Raw genomic sequence first — 20,877 nt, forward strand, 5'->3', positions numbered from 1 at the left:
TTTTTTAATAAGTGATGGTCGAGAAGAAAAGGGTTGCCATGTCTGTTATGATAACGATTTTAAATGGTCCTAATTTAAATTTTCTGGGTCAACGTGAGCCAGAAATTTATGGAACTGAAACTTTAGAAGATATTGAAAAAAGTTGTAGAGAATGGGCAAAAAAAGCTGATGTTATCATAAATTTTTATCAAAGTAACTATGAGGGTCAGCTAGTAGAATGGATACAAGAAGCAATAGGACTAAGTTCTGGATTGATCATCAATCCAGCGGCTTACAGTCATACATCTGTTGCCCTTCTTGATGCTCTAAAAATGTTTTCAGGGCCAAAAGTAGAAGTTCATTTATCCCATATTTATCAACGCGAATCTTTTCGTCATCATTCTTATACATCTTCAGGTGTAGATGCTATCATAAGTGGGTTTGGAAGTGATGGATATCGGTTTGCGCTCGAGTATATTGCAAAACAATTAATAAGGTGTAAAGGTAAAGAGTTAAGTGTTGGATGAGGGTAATATAGACATTGAATTCACTTGATAATTATTTTCAAATCTGTACAATATGAGGTATTATATTTATGGCAAATTTTAGTGCATATGACGGGGGTAAATGAAGATGAAAAGCTTTGTTCGACAATTAGGAATGCTTGTGGTTTTAGGGGGAGCACTGCTTTTGTCTGGTTGTAAAATGGATGTCCTTCAGCCATCAGGTTATGTAGCACATCAACAGCTTATTTTGATTGTTGTGTGTGTGTTTGTTATGCTTTGCGTTGTCATTCCAGTCATGGTAAGTGTGGTATTTTTAGCGATAAAATATCGTGCATCGAATGTGAAAGCGAACTATTCTCCTGATTGGGCACATTCAAATAAAATTGAAGCTTTAATGTGGGGTATTCCAATTGTAATTGTAATGGTTTTAGGTTCATTAACGGCTTATTATACCTATAAGCTTGAGCCTGCAAAGCCTCTTCCAGTAGAGGTTGTGGGTGAAGGAGAGCCATTGCAGATTGATGCTATAGCTCTTGATTGGAAATGGATTTTTATTTATCCTCAATATGGTGTTGCATCGGTCAATGAAATTTACGCGCCTGAGGGACGTCAAGTTTTATTGCAATTGACGTCAGAAAATTCTGTCAATGCCTTTTGGGTTCCTAAATTAGGTACAGTTCTTTACGCTATGCCGCAGATGAATGCTAAGTTGCATTTGATCGCTGAGGAACAGGGCGTATTCAAGGGGACCTCAGCAAATTACAGCGGTGATGGTTTTTCAGGGATGCGGTTTAATTGGCATTCTGTTTCTTCGCAGGATTTTGAAGATTGGATTGTAAAAGCTCGGGCTAATGGTCGAGTACTTGATCGTAAATCTTATCGTCAACTTTCTATTGCGCCTCGTATGGGTGATATTGCTGCGAAGGAGAAAGATGCTGAAGTTCGTTATTTTGCACCTGTTGAGCAGCGGCTTTACTATCGTATTGTTAATCGGTGTGTCGATGAAAATACGGTATGTAATGAAGATTTAATGAAGCGTGCAGCTGCTCAGACACTATGGGGTGCATTGTGTTCAGTATTTGATCCTGATGTTATTTAAAGGGTCAGTAGAGAGAGAGCCCTTTTAATATAAGGTTTCTTTAAAACTTGAATTTCATTTGAAATGGGTTGAGAAATGTTTGGAAGACTTACAGATCCTACGGCAGGTGCTTTTCATGCACTTGCACATGAACCAATCGTTTTGTATACATGTATTGCGATTGTTGTGGTTGGTTTAATTGCTGTTGTTGCTTTAACAGCGCTTGGGTGGTGGGGGATTTTATGGCGAAATTGGATTACCACTGTTGATCATAAACGCATCGGTATAATGTATATAATTCTTGGAATTATTATGCTTGTTCGCGGTTTTGCAGATGCACTTATGATGCGAACGCATCAAGCTTTAGCTCTTGGGAGTGAAGCGGCGGGTTATTTGCCCCCTGAGCATTTTGATCAAATTTTTTCGGCTCATGGCACGATCATGATTTTTTTCATGGCTACGCCTATTTTATTTGGTCTTTTCAATTACCTTATACCGCTTCAAATTGGTGCGCGTGATGTTGCTTTTCCCTTTGCAAATAATCTAGGTTTTTGGATTACGGCAGCTGGGGCAATCTTGATTAATATATCGCTAGGTGTTGGTAATTTTGGTCGTGGTGGGTGGCTCATGTATCCACCTTTTACAGAATTGCAAACGAGTCCAGATACAGGGGTAGACTATTATTTATGGTCACTTCAGCTTTCTGGTATCGCGACAACAATGGGGGCAGTCAATTTTGTTGCAACTCTGATTAAAATGCGTGCTCCTGGAATGACAATGATGAGGATGCCTGTTTTTTGTTGGAGTGCTTTTGTTAGTAATGTCCTTATTTTAGTTATTTATCCTGTCTTAACTGTCGCCTTTGCACTTTTGGCCTGTGATCGTTATTTGGGTATGAATTTCTTTACCAATGTTGGTGGGGGAAATCCAATGGTATGGATTAACTATGTTTGGGTTTTTGGTCACCCTGAGGTTTATGTTTTGGTTGTTCCTGCTTTTGGAATTGTTTCTGAGGTTGTATCAACTTTTTCTTCAAAACGCCTCTTTGGTTACACTTCCATGATATGGGCCATGTTGGTTATTTTGATCCTTTCGCTTCTTGTTTGGGGACATCATTTCTTCACAATGGGTGGCGGTGAAGCTGTAAATACCTTCTTTGGCATCGCAACGATGATTATTGCTGTTCCAACAGGTGTAAAAGTTTTCAATTGGTTGCTCACGATGTATAAAGGAAGGATACGTTTTGAACCTCCAATGCTTTGGTGCATGGGCATGATTTTTACCTTCGTTGGTGGTGGATTAACTGGTGTTTTATTATCGATTGTCCCTGCTGATTGGCAGTTTCATAACTCGCTCTTTTTAGTAGCGCATTTCCACCATACAATTATTGGAGGTGTGGTTTTTGCTTATCTAGCTGGACTTGCTTTTTGGTTTCCAAAAGTTTTTGGTTATAAACCAAATCGCATGCTAGGGATTGCATCTTTCTGGTGTTGGTTTATTGGTTTTTATCTTGCATTTTTCCCTGTTTATGCCCTCGGGCTAATGGGAGCGACGCGCCGTCTTCAGCATTACATGGAACCTAGTTGGCAGCAGATGTTTATTATCGCTGCTCTAGGTGCTTTCATTATTTTACTTGGTATCCTTTGTTTTGTGTTACAGGTTGTTTTGGCAATTTGGTACGGTATTAAGCATAAAGGTCACTTACCGGTAACGTTAAATGATTCTTGGGGTGATGCACGTACACTTGAATGGTTTACCTCTTCACCGCCTCCTTCCTATAATTTTGCTCTCCTTCCGAAGATACAGTCTGATGATGCTTATTGGAATATGAAGAAAAGTGGTTATCAACGCCCAACAAGTGGATTTACAAAAATTCATATGCCCTCGAATACATCGGCTGGAATTATTGCTGGCTTCTTCTCATTAGTTGTTGGTTTTGCGCTTGTTTGGCATATTTGGTGGCTTGTTGCGATCGGACTGGTTGGCTTTATTGCAACGCTTGTGTGTCATTCATTAACAGGTGATCACCATGGTTATTATATTCCAGCTGAAGAAGTACAAAAAACTGAAGATGCCTTTACAGCTGTTCTTAAAGAACAAGGAGTGACAGTATGAGTGCAGTAACAATGAATAATGTGAGTACTGTGGATAAACTTCACCACGATAGTAGCTCAGTCATGACGTTTGGTTTTTGGATTTATATTCTTTCAGACTTAATTCTATTTTCAACGCTTTTTTCAAGTTTTGCTGTCTTTTCTGCTTCTTATGGGGGCGGTAAAGCCGGCAATGAATTTATTGATTTAAAGTTTGTTTTGGTTGAGACTGCTTTTTTATTATTTTCATCTGTCACTTATGGCTTTGCAATGGTTCAAGCGCATAAAAACAACATCAGTGGTGTGCGTTTATGGATGGCTATAACCTTTGTATTGGGGTGTTGTTTCATTGGTATGGAACTTTACGAATTCCATGAACTTTTGAGTGAGGTATTTTATTACGATCCGAATGCTTATGCGGGTATTGATCCTTCAACAGGTCTACAGCTTTTTGGACGGGAAATTCTCTCTGCTTATTGGTCAGCATTCTTTGCTTTGGTTGGCACTCATGGACTGCACGTAAGTGTTGGTCTTCTGTGGATGGTTGTGATGTTTTTTCATCTTCGTCGTAATGGCTTGGATCAGAATAATAAAACACGTTTAGCATGCCTTTCCATTTTTTGGCATTTACTTGATATTGTATGGGTTGGTGTTTTCACCATGGTTTATCTATTAGGAGCGTTATGATGAGCATGCAAAATGAAACACATGGTCCCAGTATTGGTTCCTATTTGGTTGGTTTTATTCTGGCTGTATTCTTCACCTTGGGTTCTTTTATTCCTGTGATGTATGGAATGATGGGAAGTTGGGCAATTAGTACAAAGGTTGCGTATCTTATTGGGATGGCACTTATTCAGATTATAGTACAAATTGTTTTCTTTTTACACTTGAACTCTGGTCCAGATGCCAAATGGAATTTAAGCGCTTTATGGTTTGCTGCTATTTGCGTTTTTGTTATTATTGGGGGAACTTGGTGGGCTATTTCCCATTTGAATTATAATATGATGGGTGGTTCAGGACGTGTTATTGAACCGGAAATATCAAGAATGGATGATTCTTCAGCATCTGAGCAGTTATCAAACAAAGATGTATCTATAAGAAAACAGCCAGAAAAGATGCTGGATTCAGGAATGACTATGGAGAAAGTTCCAAATATGTACTCTCCTGTAGAATAACTATGAGAAATATCTTTAGAGCTGATGCGGTATGTATCAGCTCTAAAGGGGATGTTGCAAAGCTTCGTAGGATATGGAAAAAGGAGCTAAGTGTAAGATAAAGCAATGAAAAAGTAATATTTTATTTACAGGGGTTATATTAAAGAGAGCATTGAAGTTATTTGTAATGATAATGCGCAACTAAAATCGGCAATTTAGAGAATAATCAGAAAACTTAATGAAAACCGTTGCAATGACAGTTATTGGTGCTGGTTCTTTTGGTACTGCGTTAGCGATTGCTCTTGCTCGTAATGGTCATAATATTTTACTTTGGGGATATAATTCTCAACATATCAAAAGATTACAAGAACAACGCTGTAATCAAGTATATTTACCTGACATTCAATTTCCTGAAAACTTATTCCCTGAAGCTTCGCTTAAAACTGCGATAACAGCAAGTGATAATATACTAATTGCTGTTCCAAGCCATGTATTTCATCAAGTGTTGTATAATATTCAGCCTTATTTGGATCAATATTCGCGCGTTATTTGGGCAACGAAAGGTTTAGAACAGGGTACAGGACGTCTCTTACAAGAAGTCGCTCGTGAGATTTTAGGTGAAAAAGTCCCTTTAGCTGTTTTTTCTGGACCAACTTTTGCTAAAGAACTCGCTATCGGCTGGCCTACAGCAATGACGATAGCAGCTTCTGATGTTGGGTTTGGTAAAGAATTGCAGCAACTGTTTCATTGTGACAAAAGTTTTAGAGTTTATAAAAGCTCAGATATGATTGGTGTTCAATTAGGGGGAGCCGTCAAAAATGTTATTGCTATTGGTGCAGGAATATCAGATGGCATGGGATTTGGGGCAAATGCACGAATAGCTCTCATTACACGAGGACTCGCTGAAATCAGTCGTTTAGGGGGCACTATGGGAGCTGAGCTTTCCACATTTATGGGGATGACAGGCTTAGGTGATTTGGTTTTGACATGTACTGATAATCAGTCGCGTAATCGCCGTTTTGGAATACTTCTTGGTAAAGGAATAGATATAAAAGAAGCGGAAAAACAAATTGGTCAGGTTGTGGAAGGGTATTTAAATACCAAGGAAGTATATACGTTAGCAAAACGTATTGGATTGGAAATGCCTATCGTAGAACAAATTTATCAAATTCTCTATTGTGGTAAAAACATAACAGAAGCGGCTAACACATTACTAAGCCGCACTCTCAAGGATGAAATATAACGGCATCCTGTGTTTTTAAATAATTTAAATCGCAAAAAATAGAAACATACTATGATAGAAATATAAAATAGATTGTATTGATGTTTGTATCAGACTATCATATCTCAGAAAATCACAGATTCATGTCATTCGATTTTTTATGAAATAGAGTTGAAATATAAAAGTTTTGGCTCTTGTTAAGTCCCTCTTTGAAAATAACTTATCGTTTCCACTTACGTATATTTGTGTAATATAATGAAAGAGGTATTTTGTTTTTCTCGTTCTTTAATGGGGGTATGTCCTTCAATTAAAACAAAACACTATTGCTCATTTATGTACTTTTTAAAAAAGGCATCTTTACGCAACTCCATTTTACAATGGTACCATAAACAGTATAATTAAAATCCCTGTGAAATACACAAAACCCATTCTGCTTAACATCTTTACGTTTGTGAAGGAGAAAGCCAAACGCTATCACACACTTTTCCGGTTCACAATGTTGAGGCAGATTTTGGCATTTGAGACAGTTCAGTAGAGATATTTACGGATTTTTTTCCTACACATTAATTGTATTTTTTTATATGCAAAAAACGACTTATTTTAATTCAAATATAAAGGTCTAAAATTGAAAGAATATTATTATATTTGTGGCTGTTATTTAAACCGAAAAATAATACGATTATAAAGATAAGATTGAGTTATTTATATTGAATTAGAATCTTTAATATTACGAGATTCTCTTATTTCAAGTCTTTCTATGTTGAATCAACGAAAATCATTCTCTTGCACGTTACAAGAGGGAAAAGTTGTGTGAATAAAGATGTTAAGAAACGACTAAAGATGCCTCTTATGAATCGTTTCAATTTCTAAAAACTATTGCCCCATTGGGGAAAGCAAATATAATGATGGTGTCGTTTTTTTCTTCATAAGTGGAAAGATGGGGGTATGTAAATAGCTTTATGGTTATACTAACGGTTACTCCCATTGCCAAATGGGTTTGGGAGCGAGATATTTCTTAAAAAAACATATGAGTTTACAACCAAAGTGCATTAGATTTAGGGTATTCTGTTTTGCATGAAGGACGTGACTTTAAAAAAACACATGATAAACAAAGGCATGAGGGGAGACGTAATCTTCATTATTGAAAAAATATTGCTGTGAAAGTTGTGCAGCTGAATTAAAGGATGATTGTAAAGCCCGGAAGATAGTTCCTAGCTTTATGCCTTTATATTCTTTCCAAATTAAATTGTCTTTCCGTTTCAGAGATAAATCAAACAGAGATACCCAACATATTTGCTTCTATTTGGCATATAGAAGCCGAGACAGTAAAGAAAGCACTAAATCATCTTAATATTTTATCTAAAATATGTTATGTTTTGGGATTGGATATTGATTTACAAGAAGCTGAAAAAGCATGGGTATTGTTAGGAAAACAACTCCATAAAACACAAAGCTTTCCAGCAAAATGGATTGAGATAGATCGTTTCTTTATAAAATATTTTGAAAACAATAACAATGACACAATTGGTTTGATATTTGATTATCTTTATAGAGGATCGTATACGTCCTTTGCCTTATATTCATAAAGATTAGATTGAGAAAAATATATGGATTATCCTTGGCTTGAAAATAGAAAAGGAAAGCGTAATACGACAACAGGGTTTCATTTCCCTTTTCATCAGAGGCATTAAAAAAACTTAAAACAAACAGTTTGCTATTTCATAATGATTTCTTTTTTTTCCAACCAGTCATGTTCCATCGGTGAAAATTGTATATCATCATATATGCAACAGATTGGACTTGAAGTCCGTCTCTATGAAGTTTAGTCTCGTAAAGAAAGCCGCTCAATACGCGACTAAAGCACTCTACAGGTGATCGGTTTTATTTTTTTAAGTTAAATGTTTTTTATCCGTCTTAAGAATCTTCAGTTTTTTTCAGTTCTTCAAGTATTGGCATAGACATGATATTATAGCCTGAATCAACATAGTGGATTTCACCTGTAACGCCTGATGATAAGTCAGAGAGGAGATAAAGCGCGGATTTTCCGATTTCATGAATATTCACAGTACGACGTAATGGAGCATTCCGACGTTGATGTGAAAATATTGCACGGGCAGCTGCAATGCCATTGCCTGCTAGGGTTCTAACAGGACCCGCAGAAATAGCATTGACGCGGATATTTTGCGGGCCAAAGTCTGCCGCTAAATAACGGACCATAGCTTCCAAAGCAGCCTTAGCTACCCCCATGATATTATAATTAGGAACAACTTGCTGTGAAGCGCCATAGGTAAGAGTTAAAAGTGCCCCTCCATTAGGCATAAGCTTTCCCGCGCGCTGAGCAATTTCAGTAAAGGAATAAGCTGAAATAACCATTGTACGTTGAAAGTTTTCACGCGTTGTAACATCAACGTAACGTCCTTTTAGCTGATTTTTATCTGAAAAACCAATAGCATGGACAATAAAATCAATAGTTTTCCATTCTTTTTCAAGTTTCTCAAAGACGTCGTCGACATTTTCAATTTTTTCAACATCACATTCTAGAACTAATTTGCAGCCAAGCCCATCTGCTAGGGGCTGAACACGTTTCCCGAAAGCATCTCCTTGATAAGTTAAGGCCAATTCAGCCCCTGCTTGTGCGAGTTGACAGGCAATCCCCCAAGCAATTGAATGATCATTCGCAATTCCCATAATAAGGCCGCGTTTGCCCTCCATCAAACCTTTCATATTATTCTCCGTAAGACCGTATTTTTTCAATTACTAAGAACTTTCATTTATATATAGCGTTGAAAAATAAGCGTTGCATTGGTACCACCAAAGCCGAAAGTATTTGACAATACAGTATTCAGTTGTTGATGATCATGTCGTTCACGAACAATTGGCATATCAGCAAAAGCTGGGTCAAGTTCTTCAATATGGGCACTTTCACAGATAAAATTATGATTCATCATTAACAATGTATAAATTGCTTCGTGAACACCTGCGGCTCCTAAGGAATGCCCTGTTAGAGATTTGGTAGCAGAAATGGGGGGACATTGATCACCTGCTCCAAAAATACGCCGGATAGCTTCTATTTCAGGAGGATCTCCAACAGGCGTTGCTGTTGCATGGGGATTGATATAATCAATTTTATCGTGGACTGTTGCAAGGGCCATGCGCATGCATCGTTCTGCTCCCTCTCCTGATGGAGCGACCATATCATGTCCATCGGATGTCGCGCCATATCCAATGATTTCTCCGTAGATTTTTGCCCCACGGGCTTTAGCGCATTCTAGTTCTTCAAGCACTAAAACACCAGCACCACCAGCAATAACAAATCCATCACGATTGACATCATAGGCACGTGAAGCTTTATGAGGGATGTCATTATATTTGCTAGACATAGCGCCCATAGCGTCGAATAAAACAGAGAGTGTCCAATCCAAATCTTCACAGCCGCCGGCAAAGATGCGATCCTGTTTACCATATTGGATCAATTCATAAGCATTCCCAATACAATGATTGGAGGTAGCACAAGCTGAAGAGATTGAATAGTTGACCCCTTTTATTTTAAAAAAAGTTGCCAGTGTTGCAGATGCAGTAGAACTCATCGCTTTAGGGACAACAAAAGGTCCAACACGTTTCGGACTCTTTTGGCGTGTAATATCAGCAGCTTCTACGATTGACTGCGTTGAAGCACCTCCAGAACCCATAATAATACCTGTGTGTTCGTTTGATACTTCATGAGGCTCTAGACCAGCATCAGCAATTGCTTGATCCATGGCGATATGATTCCATGCGGTTCCACGCCCATGAAAACGTAGAGCACGTCGATCTACAAGTTCTTCTATATTAATATCAGGTTTACCGTAAACTCTGCTACGAAAGCCTAACTCGGCATATTGAGGTGCGTAAGAAATACCGGATTTTGCTTCACGTAAACTGGTTAAAACAGCTTGGGGGTCATTTCCAATCGCGGAAACAATTCCCATTCCGGTTATAACAACTCGACGCATTCATACCTCCTTATTCCATACAGAATAGTAAAAAATTATTTCTGATGAAAATAACATTCAATCTTCTTTGAATAAAGCAACGCGTAAATCATTTGCCTTATAAATAGTTTCTCCATCTGCTTTGAGCCATCCATCAGCTATTCCTAAGACTAAATTTCCCCGTCGAATACGCTTAAAATCTATTTCATATTCAAGAAGTTTGGTTTGTGGTGTTACCATACCTGATAATTTTACTTCACCTGTTGATATCGCTCTCCCTTTCCCTGGTTCTCCTAGCCAACCAAGAAAAAAACCTGTTAATTGCCACATACCATCTAGTCCAAGACATCCTGGCATAACGGGATCACCTATAAAGTGACAATTAAAGAACCAGTGATCTGGTGTAATGTCAAATTCAGCACGAACCATCCCTTTATCGTATTTACCACCAGTTTCACTGATTTGAGTGATTCGATCAATCATCAACATTGGCGGTGCCGGCAATTGCGCATTACCCTTACCAAACATTTCGCCGCGAGCGCAGCTTAGAAGCTCTTCATAAGTGTAGCGAGACTTTTGTTCAGCCATGGTTACTCCATTTATTTGCATATATCTTTATTTCTGCGCTTTTCCCCAATCTACTTTTAGAGCAAATTTTAAAGAGAGGGAAATGATTTTATATCATTTTTAATGACAAAAGCCCTTTTTTATGTATTCTACATAGATAATTATTTAAAAATGGAATACAAGATTGTACCATCCTGTTCCCATTTTTTTATTTTTATCTTACTTAAAGCAGGAAGATATTTTGGTTTGTAATATGTCAGGAAGTGCAGACAATTTAGATATGAATGAAGAGCAACAGTCCACAAAAGAGTGTGGAGAGGGTATGCAGTATTATTCCACTTCTATGTTAGAAAAACGTTTGCGTGAAAATGGGTTGCGCCCAACACGTCAACGGTTAGAACTTGCACATATGATTTTTTCTCAAGGCAATCGTCATATTACTGCTGAAGAGCTCTATGAGGAAGCGGTGAGGGTAGGTGTTCCTGTATCCTTAGCAACGGTTTACAATACGCTTCATCAATTTACGGAAGCGGGATTATTACGGATTATTGCTGTAGAGGGTTCGAAGACTTGGTTTGATACAAATACCTCTGATCACTACCATTTTTATATAGAAGGTGAAAATCATATTCTTGATATTCCTTGCAATTTAGAAGAATTTCCTATTATTGGAAATTTGCCTACACCACCAGAGGGTATGGAAATTTCACATGTTGATTTGATTGTTCGATTGAAACAAAAGAATCAATCTTGTGATAGGGAATAGGCATGTTCAATGAGAAATAAAAATTGAACTTGATGCGTTTGAGCATTCACCAACCTTTTATTTTTTCATCAGGATAAATCCCCCATAATTGAGGTTGATGAAGCCATCCATGAACATTATTAAGAGTAATTTCGCACCATTGTCCATCACATTGGTGGATATTGCCAATGACATTAGGCTCCACCTCTGCCACAAGTTGTGCATTATCGGTGGGTTTTTTTCGTAGCATTAGTCTTTTTGTTTTATCTTTTTGCCATGGAATAGTTATAGCCGTTCGTTTTCCTGATAAAAGTGATTGATATACCCACCCTTCATCGCCTTCTGCATCACGAATTTTGCGCCATTGATCATATTCTTGGATGATTTCAATAGGTAACCCCTTCTTTTTGTAGGTAAAAATAATAGAATAGTTGCTTCCTGGCCCAACACGGACATTAACACGCGTAGGTTTAATCGAAGCAAATCGTGGAAGCGGTAAACCACTAGGTCCTAAATTCTGATTAAAGGTTTGTGCGTGCAACAAACCTGGTGTACCCAACACAATGACTTTTGCTATTAAGATACATGATGCAAGCATTAAAACGCGAAACCAACGAGAATTTTGCACACTGAACTCCTTTATTTCATCATATATTGGTCATTTAAAATCTGGAAAATAAGATTGGAGACGGATAAAAATTATGCCATATCGCCCGTTAAAGAGATCTAAACAATGAAAAAATTATTACGAAAAGAGCAAAATAAAGAAAACAAAAATTTGAATTTTTGAGTACTTTAGGGTGATTATGAGGTAATAGTTGTAAATAAATATTGGACTTTTAGCGAGTTGTCTGCGTGAGAAAAATATTAAAACAGAAAAGTATATTGTGGCCAGAGCAGTTTTTGTATAGGAAGCCAGAGCTAGAATTTTGTCTCTTTTTTGCAAGAGCGTTTCTCGAAATAAAAGCACAGTTATGCATGTTATGAATACGAAAATTGTTCAGTAAAGGGATTATGCTTTGGCTTGAGAAGATAGTTTTGAATGGATAAAAGAATACGCTGAATGGAGCATTTAAGTTTAAAATATGAGTAATATTATAGGGTAGATTGATATATAAGACCTTATGCAATGATATTTTATCCGTACGTTAATAGAGCAGGTACATCATCATTCTATGCCACAGGTCTCAATGCTATACAGTTCCTATTATTTAGAACGTTTATAAAATGCATTTTTATTTTATTTGCAGACGCTCCCTGTGTGTCGCGATGTACAAGAAAAAAATTGATTCAAAATATGAGAAGATGTTGAGAGAGTTTGCTGTATGCGGAGTTATTATCTGATATGAAAAAATATGAAAGAAGATTATTTATGATGATAAATCAATAAGTTATCAATTTTATTTCAGCTCAGTATAAAAAGTTTTATGAAAGAGGAGGGATTATTCGACACGCTTATGAGGTTAATTACATAGACAAAGAGACAGAGGATTATGTATTTTCATATCCTTCCACACACAATCGCCTATTACAATAGTCATTTGTGTTTTGCAATCTGATCTAAAATGTCCGAAAGATGCAGAATATTTAAGGACAAAAGAAGAAAATCATCATCAGACGTACATATAAGAAACAGTTATTTGAGAGATAAAAAGAAGGAGGAAAATTATAGCAAAAAGTAATAATAAAACACCTTACACTCAATACACATTTTACACAAGAACAAGTCCCTTCAATATCTAAAGCATCGTTTTTTATCTATTTTTTAGAATTACAAGAGTGAAGTAAACGCCACCTCTATGATAAAAATTTATCACTTTATAGATAAGTAACACACTCGTTTATATAACTAAAGCCCTAGACAACATAACACACAAAAAAACACGCCTCAGAAACTTATTGCAACTGCCTATAAAGATAAAATCTCAAGGTATCTTATTCTCTATTCCTTATGCAATCCTATAATGCATCAAAAGCACATCACTTTATTACGCCAGTTCGTCCGTTACTAACAAAACCTTCTCTTTGCGCACGCTTACGAGCAAGCTTACGTGTACGACGAATAGCCTCAGCTTTTTCACGAGCACGCCTCTCAGACGGCTTTTCATAATAACTACGCATTTTCATTTCACGGAAGATACCTTCACGCTGCATCTTTTTTTTCAACGCACGGAGCGCTTGATCAACATTATTATCACGAACGAGTACTTGCACTATTTATCCTGCTTTTTCAGTGTCATAAATGATAGGAAAACCCACGTCCCTTTAAAGGCATATCCAAAAGGACAAAAGCTTATATCATACAAATAAGACATTTGTCTATATAGCTTTTTAAAATTCTATTCTTTTTGTAATAAAATTCTTTTTATAATAAATGATAGAGTTCACGGTTATAAACTTATGAAAGTCCTTGTATTTGATCATTTTCATCAAGATAAATTTTTTCAGCGGCGGGATAATGCGGTAAGCCGGGCATGGTCATAACATCTCCACAAATGACAACAATAAAGCCGGCTCCTGCACAGAGACGAACTTCTCGCACAGGGATGTCAAAATCAACAGGAGCACCATACTGCTTGGGATCAGCAGAAAAAGAATAAGGTGTTTTTGCCATACAAATAGGGTAGTTTCCAAAACCTTCTTTTTCCCAAGATTCAAGTTGTTTAAGAATAGGAGCTGAGATGATGGCGCTACGCCCACCGTACACCTTTGTTATAATACAATTAATTTTTTGAATGAGGGGAATATCATCTTGATAGAGAACTTTAAAATGGGAATCTTGCTGTTCAATTAAGGTGACGAGTTCTTGTGCAAGCGCTACTGCACCTTTTCCACCTTGTTCCCAATGCTTACAAATAATAGCTTTGTGCCCAGTTGTTGCAACTATTTTTTGTAATGTTCTTATTTCAGCATCGCTATCGCTGTCAAAATGATTAATTGCTACAACACAAGGAATACCGTAGAGCTCCATATTTTTGATATGTCGTAAAAGATTAGCTGATCCCTTTTCTAAAGCAGTGATATTTTCTTCTGTCAGGTTATTTTTATCCACACCACCATTCATTTTTAATGCACGAATCGTTGCAACAATCACTGTTGCATTTGGCACAATACCTGCTTGCCGACATTTGATATTGAAGAATTTTTCTGCTCCAAGATCGGCTCCAAATCCTGCTTCTGTGACAACATAATCAGCGAGTTTTAAAGCGGTTTTTGTTGCTATAACTGAGTTGCAACCATGAGCAATATTGGCAAAAGGTCCTCCATGCACGAGAACAGGATTATTTTCAATTGTTTGTACAAGATTGGGCTGTATGGCGTCTTTTAGAAGAACTGCCATTGCGCCTTCTGCGTTGAGATCAGCCACTGTTACGGGCGTTTTATCATAACGATAGGCAACAATAATTTTTTTGAGTCTTCGTGTAAGGTTTTCTAAATTTTCAGCAAGACAAAGAAGTGCCATAATTTCTGATGCAACAGTAATATCAAAACCTGTTTGGCGTGGAAAACCATTTGTTATGCCTCCCAATGAAATAACGATATCACGCAATGCACGGTCATTCATATCAAGAATGCGCTTCCAAACAATGCGACGTGGATCAATGTTTAGAGTATTTCCCCAATAGATATGATTATCGATCATTGCGGCAAGAAGATTATGCGCTGCTGTAATAGCATGAAAATCACCAGTAAAATGTAAATTAAGGTCATCCATTGGAACGACTTGCGCATAACCACCACCTGCGGCACCGCCTTTTATACCAAAACAGGGGCCTAAAGATGGTTCTCTCAAAGTGGCTATTGTTTTTTTGCCAATGAGATTAAGAGCGTCATTCAGTCCAACAGTTGTGGTTGTTTTGCCTTCTCCAGCAGGTGTGGGATTGATGGCCGTGACGAGGATAAGTTTACCATCTGGGTTTTTATTGAGCGATTTTATGTAGGAGGAAGAAATTTTGGCTTTATCATGTCCATAGGGAATGAGGTTTTCATGGGAGATACCAATTTTTTGTGCAATTTCAGTAATATGCTGCTTTTTAGCAGTGCGAGCAATTTCAATATCTGTTTTAGGCATGGAAAAATTCTTTAAAATGAGCTTTTATTAATGTTTAGAATCTCTATTCTCTGGATTAATAAGAAGAATCCATAGAGAATATAAAGTGTAAGATATCATAGAGGTCAATGATATGTCGCGCAAGAGATAATGCTAAAGAACGACAAGAGGAGTTTTAGCGAGTTTTTAGAAAAAAGAATCTTTGTGTTGTAAGTTTCGGTAAGTTTTTAGCTAGTCTGCAATATTACTTTCAATATCAACGAATAATGAACATCAGAAGAAAGTTTTTAGGTAATTAATTTAAAAACTTTTTATGCAGCGATATTGATATCTTATATTTGTTATTCCGGATAGTCCGTTGAAAAAATTTTAGAAGGCAGTAAACCACAATTTGTGGGGACACATCTAAAGCCCCCTTGATGGAAAAGATAGAAAAAAGATAGAAATAAGCAAGTAAAAAAATTATCCAACTGATTGGAAAGTATAATCCAGAAGAAATCAAAAACAAGTGCATAGATTGCGAAAAGAAAGCAACAACACCCACCAACTTATGCAATCGTTACGATTATTGCTAATGAAAACACTTTTGGATTAAATTAAAGGCCACAAACATCCCATTCTATCAAAAATTAAAGAAACGACTCACAATAGAATGGAATAAAAAGCTATGAGAAATTCAAAGATAAGCAAAAAATAAATCACGTATTAGAAGAATTTCAAGAACTTGAGTTTGTGAGTAAAATATTGATTTTGCTAATAATGGCGCACCCGAAGAGATTCGAACTCCTGACCCCCAGATTCGTAGTCTGGTGCTCTATCCAGCTGAGCTACGGGTGCACACATTTTAATTTTCTATATGTCTAAGACAAAAGGTTCCTAATCGTTTCATTAAAGAAATGCAAGTGAAACTTGGGTCATCATAAAAAAATCTTTTTTTTATGAGATATTAAAAAAGTTATAATATATTATCAATTCAATTGAATTTTTAATAAGATCAGTTTTTTGTTATGATCGTACAAAGCAATATGAACGATAGTTAACTTGACCTTTTAGTCTATGAACGATAGTCAGCCAGAGAGAAGATATGTTTTTGCGGTGGGGGGTAAGATATATACCTGCTGTTTGGTTGTTATGTAAAACGCCGATATTATTACTGTTGAAAACTATTTCAGGTAAACATGATACAGCAAGGGTAGATGTATGGCGTTATTAAAAAAGATCTTTCCATTGGTGTTATTAATTGTCGTTTTAACGGTCACTTATTGGGTTGGAAAACAGAGTGTAGAGCAACCTATTTCTACGGTGGATAAAACGGGTATATCGTATAAAGCTTCAAAGGGAAAAATAGGAAGACCACCGACGAATGTTGTTGTTGATTTTATAAAAACGCAAGATTTTTATGAACATCTTAACGTTATTGGGAGCGGAAAAGCGCTTGCTGAAGTAGATTTAACCCCTTTATCATCAGGTGTTATCGATAAGTTTTTTGTGTCTGCTGGTACAAAAGTACAAGTGGGAGACGTGATTGCAAAGTTTGATTCTAAAAAGGAAGAGATAGCGGCCGCAAAAGCAAAAGTGCAACGTGATAATAATGCTTTAACACTTTCACGTATTCTTAAATTACGAGCGAGCAATACAGCAACGGAAGTGCAAGAAATTACGGCACGTTTAGAATTAGATAATGCAAATTTAGTTTTACGGAATGCTGAGGTAGATCTCGAGCGGCGAACAATTCGTGCACCGATTCCTGGAGTTGTTGGTATTCTACCTGTTGATGCGGGAAATAATGTGACCCTTAATACTGTAATCGGTCGTATTGAGAATAGAGAACGTATTTTGGTCGATATATGGATCCCTGAACGATATGTATCGCGTATCCATAAAGGAGATAAGGTAACAGCAACATTAACAGCGCAGCCAGATAAAACTTTTGTTGGCCATATTTACACGATTGATAATGTCATTGCCCCAGAAAGCCGTACACTTCATGTTCAGGTTGAAATCAATAATGAAAAAGATACCCTCATGTCTGGTATGTCCTTTTCTGTTGCCTTGCAATTCCATGGAGGATCTTTTCCTGTTGTTAATCCTCTCGCGATTCAATGGAACAGTAAAGGATCATTCGTTTGGCGTGTGAGAGAAGGAAAAGTAGAGTCTGTTCCTGTATCGATTATTCAGCATGAAGCAGATCAAGTTTTCGTGAAAGCCCCTCTGGAAAATGGTGATCAAGTTGTTATTCAAGGGGTGCAAATGCTTTATCCAGGAAGTAAAGTAATTATTGATGATCCAAAGTCCCATCAACAGCAATTATCAGCAGTTTATGGAATGGATATATAATGAGCCAAGAATTGAGCACAAAACAGCCAATATCACAGGCGGAGCAAGGTGGTCTTATTGCCTTATTTATTCGCAGACCGGTTTTTACTTTTGTTTTGAATGCCATGATCATCATTGCAGGATTTGCAGCGTGGTTGAATGTTGATGTGCGAGAATTACCCGATGTTGATACGCCAGTAACAACGATTGTGACGGTGTTTTCTGGTGCGTCAGCGGAAACAATTGATCGTGAAGTGACAAAAGTTATAGAAGATGCTGTTTCTCGCGTTTCAGGGGTTAAGACGATTTCTTCAACATCTTCTTTTGGGCGCTCTCTTGTGCAGATTAATTTTAATGTTGGTGTTGATTTGAATGTAGCGGCATCTGATATCCGTGATGCTCTGTCTCGCATTGCTTATTCTTTACCCAAAAATGCAGATGTTCCTTTGATCATTAAAGCAGATTCGAATGCTGCAGCCATGATGTATTTGGTTGTGACATCACCAACAATGAGTATTGATGATTTAACAACAGTTGTAGACGATCAGATTGTTGATGCAATTTCTGCTGTTGATGGTGTTGGTGATGTCCAGGTTGCAAGTGCTCGCACAAAGATTTTTCAGATTGATATAGATCAAGCAAAACTTGCAAGTTATGGATTAACTGTCGCAGATATTTCACGTGTTCTTGCTGATATGACAACGGATGTTCCAGTAGGATCATTACGCAATTCTAAGCAAGCTTTAGTTGTTCGTGCCACTGCACGTTTAACAACACCAGAATCTTTTGAACAAGTTGTTTTAAAGCCTCATGTACATCTTGGTGATGTTGCGCATGTAACTTTATCACCCGATATAGAAAACGTTATTCTTCGTATCAACGGAAAGACAGGGATTGGATTAGGTATTGTGCGTAAAGCACAATCCAACACGCTTAACATTTCTGCAGGCGTGAGAGCCGTTGTTGATAATCTCAAAAGTATCGTTCCTTCTTCTGTACATATAGATGTTATTAGTGATGATGCAATTTTTATTAAAAGCGCCCTTCATGAGGTTGAGGTTGCATTGATCATAGCTATTTTGAGCGTTGTCTTGGTTATTTTTCTTTTTCTCAGAGACATTCGTGTAACGCTGATACCTGCTTTATCTCTTCCAGTCGCTTTGATTGGTACTATTGCCGCTATTTATCTTGTAGGGTTTTCATTGAATATTCTCACATTTTTAGGGCTTGTTTTAGCTACAGGGCTTGTTGTAGATGATGCCATTGTTGTTCTGGAAAATATTGTTCGATGGCGCAATATGGGCATAGGTTCTAGGGCCGCAGCGGTATTAGGAACCCGTGAAGTCTTTTTTGCTGTTATCGCAACAACGTTGACTTTAGTGGCTGTGTTTGTCCCTATCTCTTTTCTTCCTGGACAAGTTGGAGGACTTTTTAGAGAATTTGGTTTTGTTTTGGCAATTTCTATTTTGCTTTCTTCAATCGTTGCCTTAACGCTTTGTCCTATGTTGGCTTCACGTTTTCTCAAAGAACATATTGAGGAGAAAGAAGAAAAATTCCATCATCATTTTACTTTTTTATATAAATGGGGTTCTTTATTTCATAAGGCCTATACGTACAGTTTGCATAAATGTTTAGAAAAGCCTTGGGCTGTTGTTATTGCTTCACTTGTTTTTGCAGCGCTTTGCGTTGGAGGCTATACGAAGTTGCAACAAGAATTAACACCAGCAGAAGATAGAGCCCTTATCTTTTTGGTCATTAATGGACCTCAAGGTATTTCAACACAATATTTGAACGAGCAGGTAGAGCAAATTGAAGAAAGTTTACAGCCATTACGTGATGCAGGTGAGATTGCTAACAATTACTCTATTGCAGGTATTGGTGGTTCACCCAATACTGCTTTTTTGGTTTTATTGCTTTCACCTTGGGATAAACGTGTACGTAGTCAGCAAGAAATTGTGAAAGATGTTAATGCGAAGGTTAGGCAATTTCCGGCAGTTTTTGTGTTTGCTGCACAGGGAAATTCTCTAGGTGTGAGAGGAACGGGGCAAGGGTTACAATTTGCAATTCTTGGTAATGATTATGCAACATTACAACCTATTGCTGATCAGTTGGTGCGTGCTTTACAAGCAGATCGGCATTTTATTCGCCCACGTCTTACTGTTGATGCCACACAACCGCAATTTTTTATTGAAATCAATCGAAAAAAAGCCTCCGATTTAGGGATTGATATCACCAATTTGGGCGATACATTACAAGCAATGTTGGATGGTAAAAAGATTGGTTCCATTAACGTGGATGATCATTCTTACGATGTTAAATTGATATCGCGTAAAAATCATATGAAGAGTCCTAGCGATTTAGAAAATATTTTTTTAAAGACGAAAGACAATCGATATGTTCCTTTATCGGTTATTGCGCGTTTGCATGAAAAAGCTATCGCTCCCCAATTAAAACGGGAAAAGCGCATGAGTGCTGTCATTTTAAGTGCAGATCTTGCTCCAGGTATCACTTTAGGGGAAGCTTACCAAACTGTGCAGAAAATTGCTTCTCCTTTGTTATCAAAAGGAACCTATGTGGTTCCCTTAGGAGAAGCCGAAACACTTAATGAAACATCTTCCAATTTTATGATTGTTTTTGGCATTGCTTTTTTGATCATTTTATTGGTTTTAGCGGCTCAGTTTGAAAGCTTTATTTCAGGATTCATTATCATGGCCACTGTTCCATTAGGGATTGGTTGTGCTGTAATTGCTATGCTCTTAAGTGGTGTGAGTCTTAATATTTACAGTCAAATTGGATTAATTTTGTTAATTGGCGTTATGGCAAAAAATGGTATTCTGATTGTTGAATTTGCAGATCAATTACGTGATCAGGGAAGAAACGTGCGTGAAGCTGTAGAAGAAGCAGCAAATATTCGCCTTCGTCCAGTTTGTATGACAATGATTTGTGCCATTTTAGGGGGTATCCCTTTGGTTTTAGCCAAAGGTGCTGGTGCAGAAGCGCGTATAGCTTTAGGTTGGGTTATCGTTGGTGGTTTAGGTTTAGCAACTATTTTTACACTTTACGTTACACCGGTTGTTTATCTTTTTTTAGGGCGCTTTATAAGATCAAAAGCAGAAGAAGATTTGCGCTTAACAAAAGAACTCAATCAAGTTAAATGATATATCGAGTAGAAAAGGTTTGAAAGTTTATTTTTAT

At 37.3% G+C, this 20,877-nt stretch carries 15 protein-coding genes and 1 tRNA gene; 9 read left to right on the forward strand and 7 right to left on the reverse strand.

What is annotated here, in order from left to right; translation table 11 throughout:
- Nucleotides 1-38: 38 nt before the first annotated feature.
- From aroQ to gpsA, 6 genes are all read left to right on the forward strand, one after another.
- The gene (gene aroQ / locus PVV65_RS00785; protein ID WP_273788848.1) at nucleotides 39-506 is read left to right on the forward strand and encodes a type II 3-dehydroquinate dehydratase; all 468 of its coding nucleotides are present in this window, start codon (nucleotides 39-41) and stop codon (nucleotides 504-506) included.
- Between the two features lie 106 nt (nucleotides 507-612).
- Nucleotides 613-1,584, forward strand: coding sequence for a ubiquinol oxidase subunit II (cyoA, locus tag PVV65_RS00790; protein WP_273788862.1), 972 nt, complete (start codon nucleotides 613-615; stop codon nucleotides 1,582-1,584).
- Nucleotides 1,585-1,659: 75 nt separating this feature from the next.
- A complete protein-coding gene (gene cyoB, locus PVV65_RS00795; protein ID WP_273788849.1) occupies nucleotides 1,660-3,678 on the forward strand; it encodes a cytochrome o ubiquinol oxidase subunit I in 2,019 nt (672 codons plus the stop codon).
- Nucleotides 3,675-4,343 carry a cytochrome (ubi)quinol oxidase subunit III gene (locus PVV65_RS00800; RefSeq protein WP_273753858.1) on the forward strand — a complete coding sequence of 223 codons (669 nt, stop codon included), beginning with the start codon at nucleotides 3,675-3,677 and terminating at the stop codon, nucleotides 4,341-4,343. Before cyoB ends, PVV65_RS00800 begins: the two co-directional genes overlap by 4 nt.
- A gap of 5 nt (nucleotides 4,344-4,348) precedes the next feature.
- Nucleotides 4,349-4,831: a cytochrome o ubiquinol oxidase subunit IV gene (gene cyoD, locus PVV65_RS00805; RefSeq protein WP_273788850.1), complete on the forward strand. Its 483-nt coding sequence runs from the start codon at nucleotides 4,349-4,351 to the stop codon at nucleotides 4,829-4,831.
- A 217-nt stretch (nucleotides 4,832-5,048) separates the two neighbouring features.
- Nucleotides 5,049-6,053, forward strand: coding sequence for an NAD(P)H-dependent glycerol-3-phosphate dehydrogenase (gpsA, locus tag PVV65_RS00810; RefSeq protein WP_273788851.1), 1,005 nt, complete (start codon nucleotides 5,049-5,051; stop codon nucleotides 6,051-6,053).
- A gap of 1,893 nt (nucleotides 6,054-7,946) precedes the next feature.
- Here the strand turns inward: gpsA and fabI are convergent.
- The 3 genes from fabI to fabA are packed head-to-tail and all read right to left on the reverse strand — an operon-like array spanning nucleotide 7,947 to nucleotide 10,591.
- Nucleotides 7,947-8,756, reverse strand: a complete 810-nt coding sequence (gene fabI / locus PVV65_RS00815; protein WP_273753855.1) for an enoyl-ACP reductase FabI — start codon at nucleotides 8,754-8,756, stop codon at nucleotides 7,947-7,949.
- 47 nt (nucleotides 8,757-8,803) lie between these two features.
- Nucleotides 8,804-10,024 carry a beta-ketoacyl-ACP synthase I gene (fabB, locus tag PVV65_RS00820; RefSeq protein WP_273753854.1) on the reverse strand — a complete coding sequence of 407 codons (1,221 nt, stop codon included), beginning with the start codon at nucleotides 10,022-10,024 and terminating at the stop codon, nucleotides 8,804-8,806.
- A 57-nt stretch (nucleotides 10,025-10,081) separates the two neighbouring features.
- Nucleotides 10,082-10,591, reverse strand: a complete 510-nt coding sequence (gene fabA / locus PVV65_RS00825) for a 3-hydroxyacyl-[acyl-carrier-protein] dehydratase FabA (protein ID WP_120121634.1) — start codon at nucleotides 10,589-10,591, stop codon at nucleotides 10,082-10,084.
- Between the two features lie 232 nt (nucleotides 10,592-10,823).
- On the opposite strand from fabA, the gene irrA reads away from it, so the two are divergent.
- Nucleotides 10,824-11,336 (forward strand): iron response transcriptional regulator IrrA, encoded by a 513-nt coding sequence (irrA, locus tag PVV65_RS00830; RefSeq protein WP_273753853.1) that lies wholly within the window; start codon nucleotides 10,824-10,826, stop codon nucleotides 11,334-11,336.
- 46 nt (nucleotides 11,337-11,382) lie between these two features.
- Here irrA and PVV65_RS00835 read toward each other — a convergent pair whose 3' ends face one another.
- The 4 genes from PVV65_RS00835 to PVV65_RS00850 all read right to left on the reverse strand — a co-directional run bounded on the left by PVV65_RS00835 (nucleotide 11,383) and on the right by PVV65_RS00850 (nucleotide 16,203).
- Nucleotides 11,383-11,943, reverse strand: coding sequence for an SH3 domain-containing protein (locus PVV65_RS00835; RefSeq protein ID WP_273753852.1), 561 nt, complete (start codon nucleotides 11,941-11,943; stop codon nucleotides 11,383-11,385).
- A gap of 1,352 nt (nucleotides 11,944-13,295) precedes the next feature.
- Nucleotides 13,296-13,529 (reverse strand): 30S ribosomal protein S21, encoded by a 234-nt coding sequence (gene rpsU, locus PVV65_RS00840; protein ID WP_273753851.1) that lies wholly within the window; start codon nucleotides 13,527-13,529, stop codon nucleotides 13,296-13,298.
- 184 nt (nucleotides 13,530-13,713) lie between these two features.
- Nucleotides 13,714-15,387, reverse strand: coding sequence for a formate--tetrahydrofolate ligase (locus PVV65_RS00845; protein ID WP_273788852.1), 1,674 nt, complete (start codon nucleotides 15,385-15,387; stop codon nucleotides 13,714-13,716).
- Between the two features lie 739 nt (nucleotides 15,388-16,126).
- Nucleotides 16,127-16,203, reverse strand: a tRNA-Arg gene (locus PVV65_RS00850).
- A 363-nt stretch (nucleotides 16,204-16,566) separates the two neighbouring features.
- Between PVV65_RS00850 and PVV65_RS00855 the strand changes: the two genes are divergently transcribed.
- Both PVV65_RS00855 and PVV65_RS00860 read left to right on the forward strand, forming a co-directional pair.
- The gene (locus PVV65_RS00855; RefSeq protein WP_273788853.1) at nucleotides 16,567-17,703 is read left to right on the forward strand and encodes an efflux RND transporter periplasmic adaptor subunit; all 1,137 of its coding nucleotides are present in this window, start codon (nucleotides 16,567-16,569) and stop codon (nucleotides 17,701-17,703) included.
- Complete coding sequence (locus tag PVV65_RS00860) at nucleotides 17,703-20,840, forward strand: efflux RND transporter permease subunit (protein WP_273788854.1); 3,138 nt, start codon at nucleotides 17,703-17,705, stop codon at nucleotides 20,838-20,840. Before PVV65_RS00855 ends, PVV65_RS00860 begins: the two co-directional genes overlap by 1 nt.
- The last annotated feature ends 37 nt before the right edge of the window (nucleotides 20,841-20,877 follow it).

Origin of the sequence: Bartonella sp. ML70XJBT (assembly GCF_028618425.1) — a bacterium.
Taxonomy (GTDB): domain Bacteria; phylum Pseudomonadota; class Alphaproteobacteria; order Rhizobiales; family Rhizobiaceae; genus Bartonella.

Excerpts from the sequence above, each read along its gene's own strand:
- PVV65_RS00860 (WP_273788854.1), top strand. The coding sequence starts at position 17,703 with ATGAGCCAAGAATTGAGCACAAAACAGCCAATATCACAGGCGGAGCAA.
- irrA (WP_273753853.1), top strand. The coding sequence starts at position 10,824 with ATGTCAGGAAGTGCAGACAATTTAGATATGAATGAAGAGCAACAGTCC.
- PVV65_RS00800 (WP_273753858.1), top strand. The coding sequence starts at position 3,675 with ATGAGTGCAGTAACAATGAATAATGTGAGTACTGTGGATAAACTTCAC.
- cyoB (WP_273788849.1), top strand. The coding sequence starts at position 1,660 with ATGTTTGGAAGACTTACAGATCCTACGGCAGGTGCTTTTCATGCACTT.
- cyoA (WP_273788862.1), top strand. The coding sequence starts at position 613 with ATGAAAAGCTTTGTTCGACAATTAGGAATGCTTGTGGTTTTAGGGGGA.
- fabB (WP_273753854.1), bottom strand. The coding sequence starts at position 10,024 with ATGCGTCGAGTTGTTATAACCGGAATGGGAATTGTTTCCGCGATTGGA.
- cyoD (WP_273788850.1), top strand. The coding sequence starts at position 4,349 with ATGCAAAATGAAACACATGGTCCCAGTATTGGTTCCTATTTGGTTGGT.
- fabI (WP_273753855.1), bottom strand. The coding sequence starts at position 8,756 with ATGAAAGGTTTGATGGAGGGCAAACGCGGCCTTATTATGGGAATTGCG.
- PVV65_RS00845 (WP_273788852.1), bottom strand. The coding sequence starts at position 15,387 with ATGCCTAAAACAGATATTGAAATTGCTCGCACTGCTAAAAAGCAGCAT.
- PVV65_RS00855 (WP_273788853.1), top strand. The coding sequence starts at position 16,567 with ATGGCGTTATTAAAAAAGATCTTTCCATTGGTGTTATTAATTGTCGTT.
- fabA (WP_120121634.1), bottom strand. The coding sequence starts at position 10,591 with ATGGCTGAACAAAAGTCTCGCTACACTTATGAAGAGCTTCTAAGCTGC.
- gpsA (WP_273788851.1), top strand. The coding sequence starts at position 5,049 with ATGAAAACCGTTGCAATGACAGTTATTGGTGCTGGTTCTTTTGGTACT.
- aroQ (WP_273788848.1), top strand. The coding sequence starts at position 39 with ATGTCTGTTATGATAACGATTTTAAATGGTCCTAATTTAAATTTTCTG.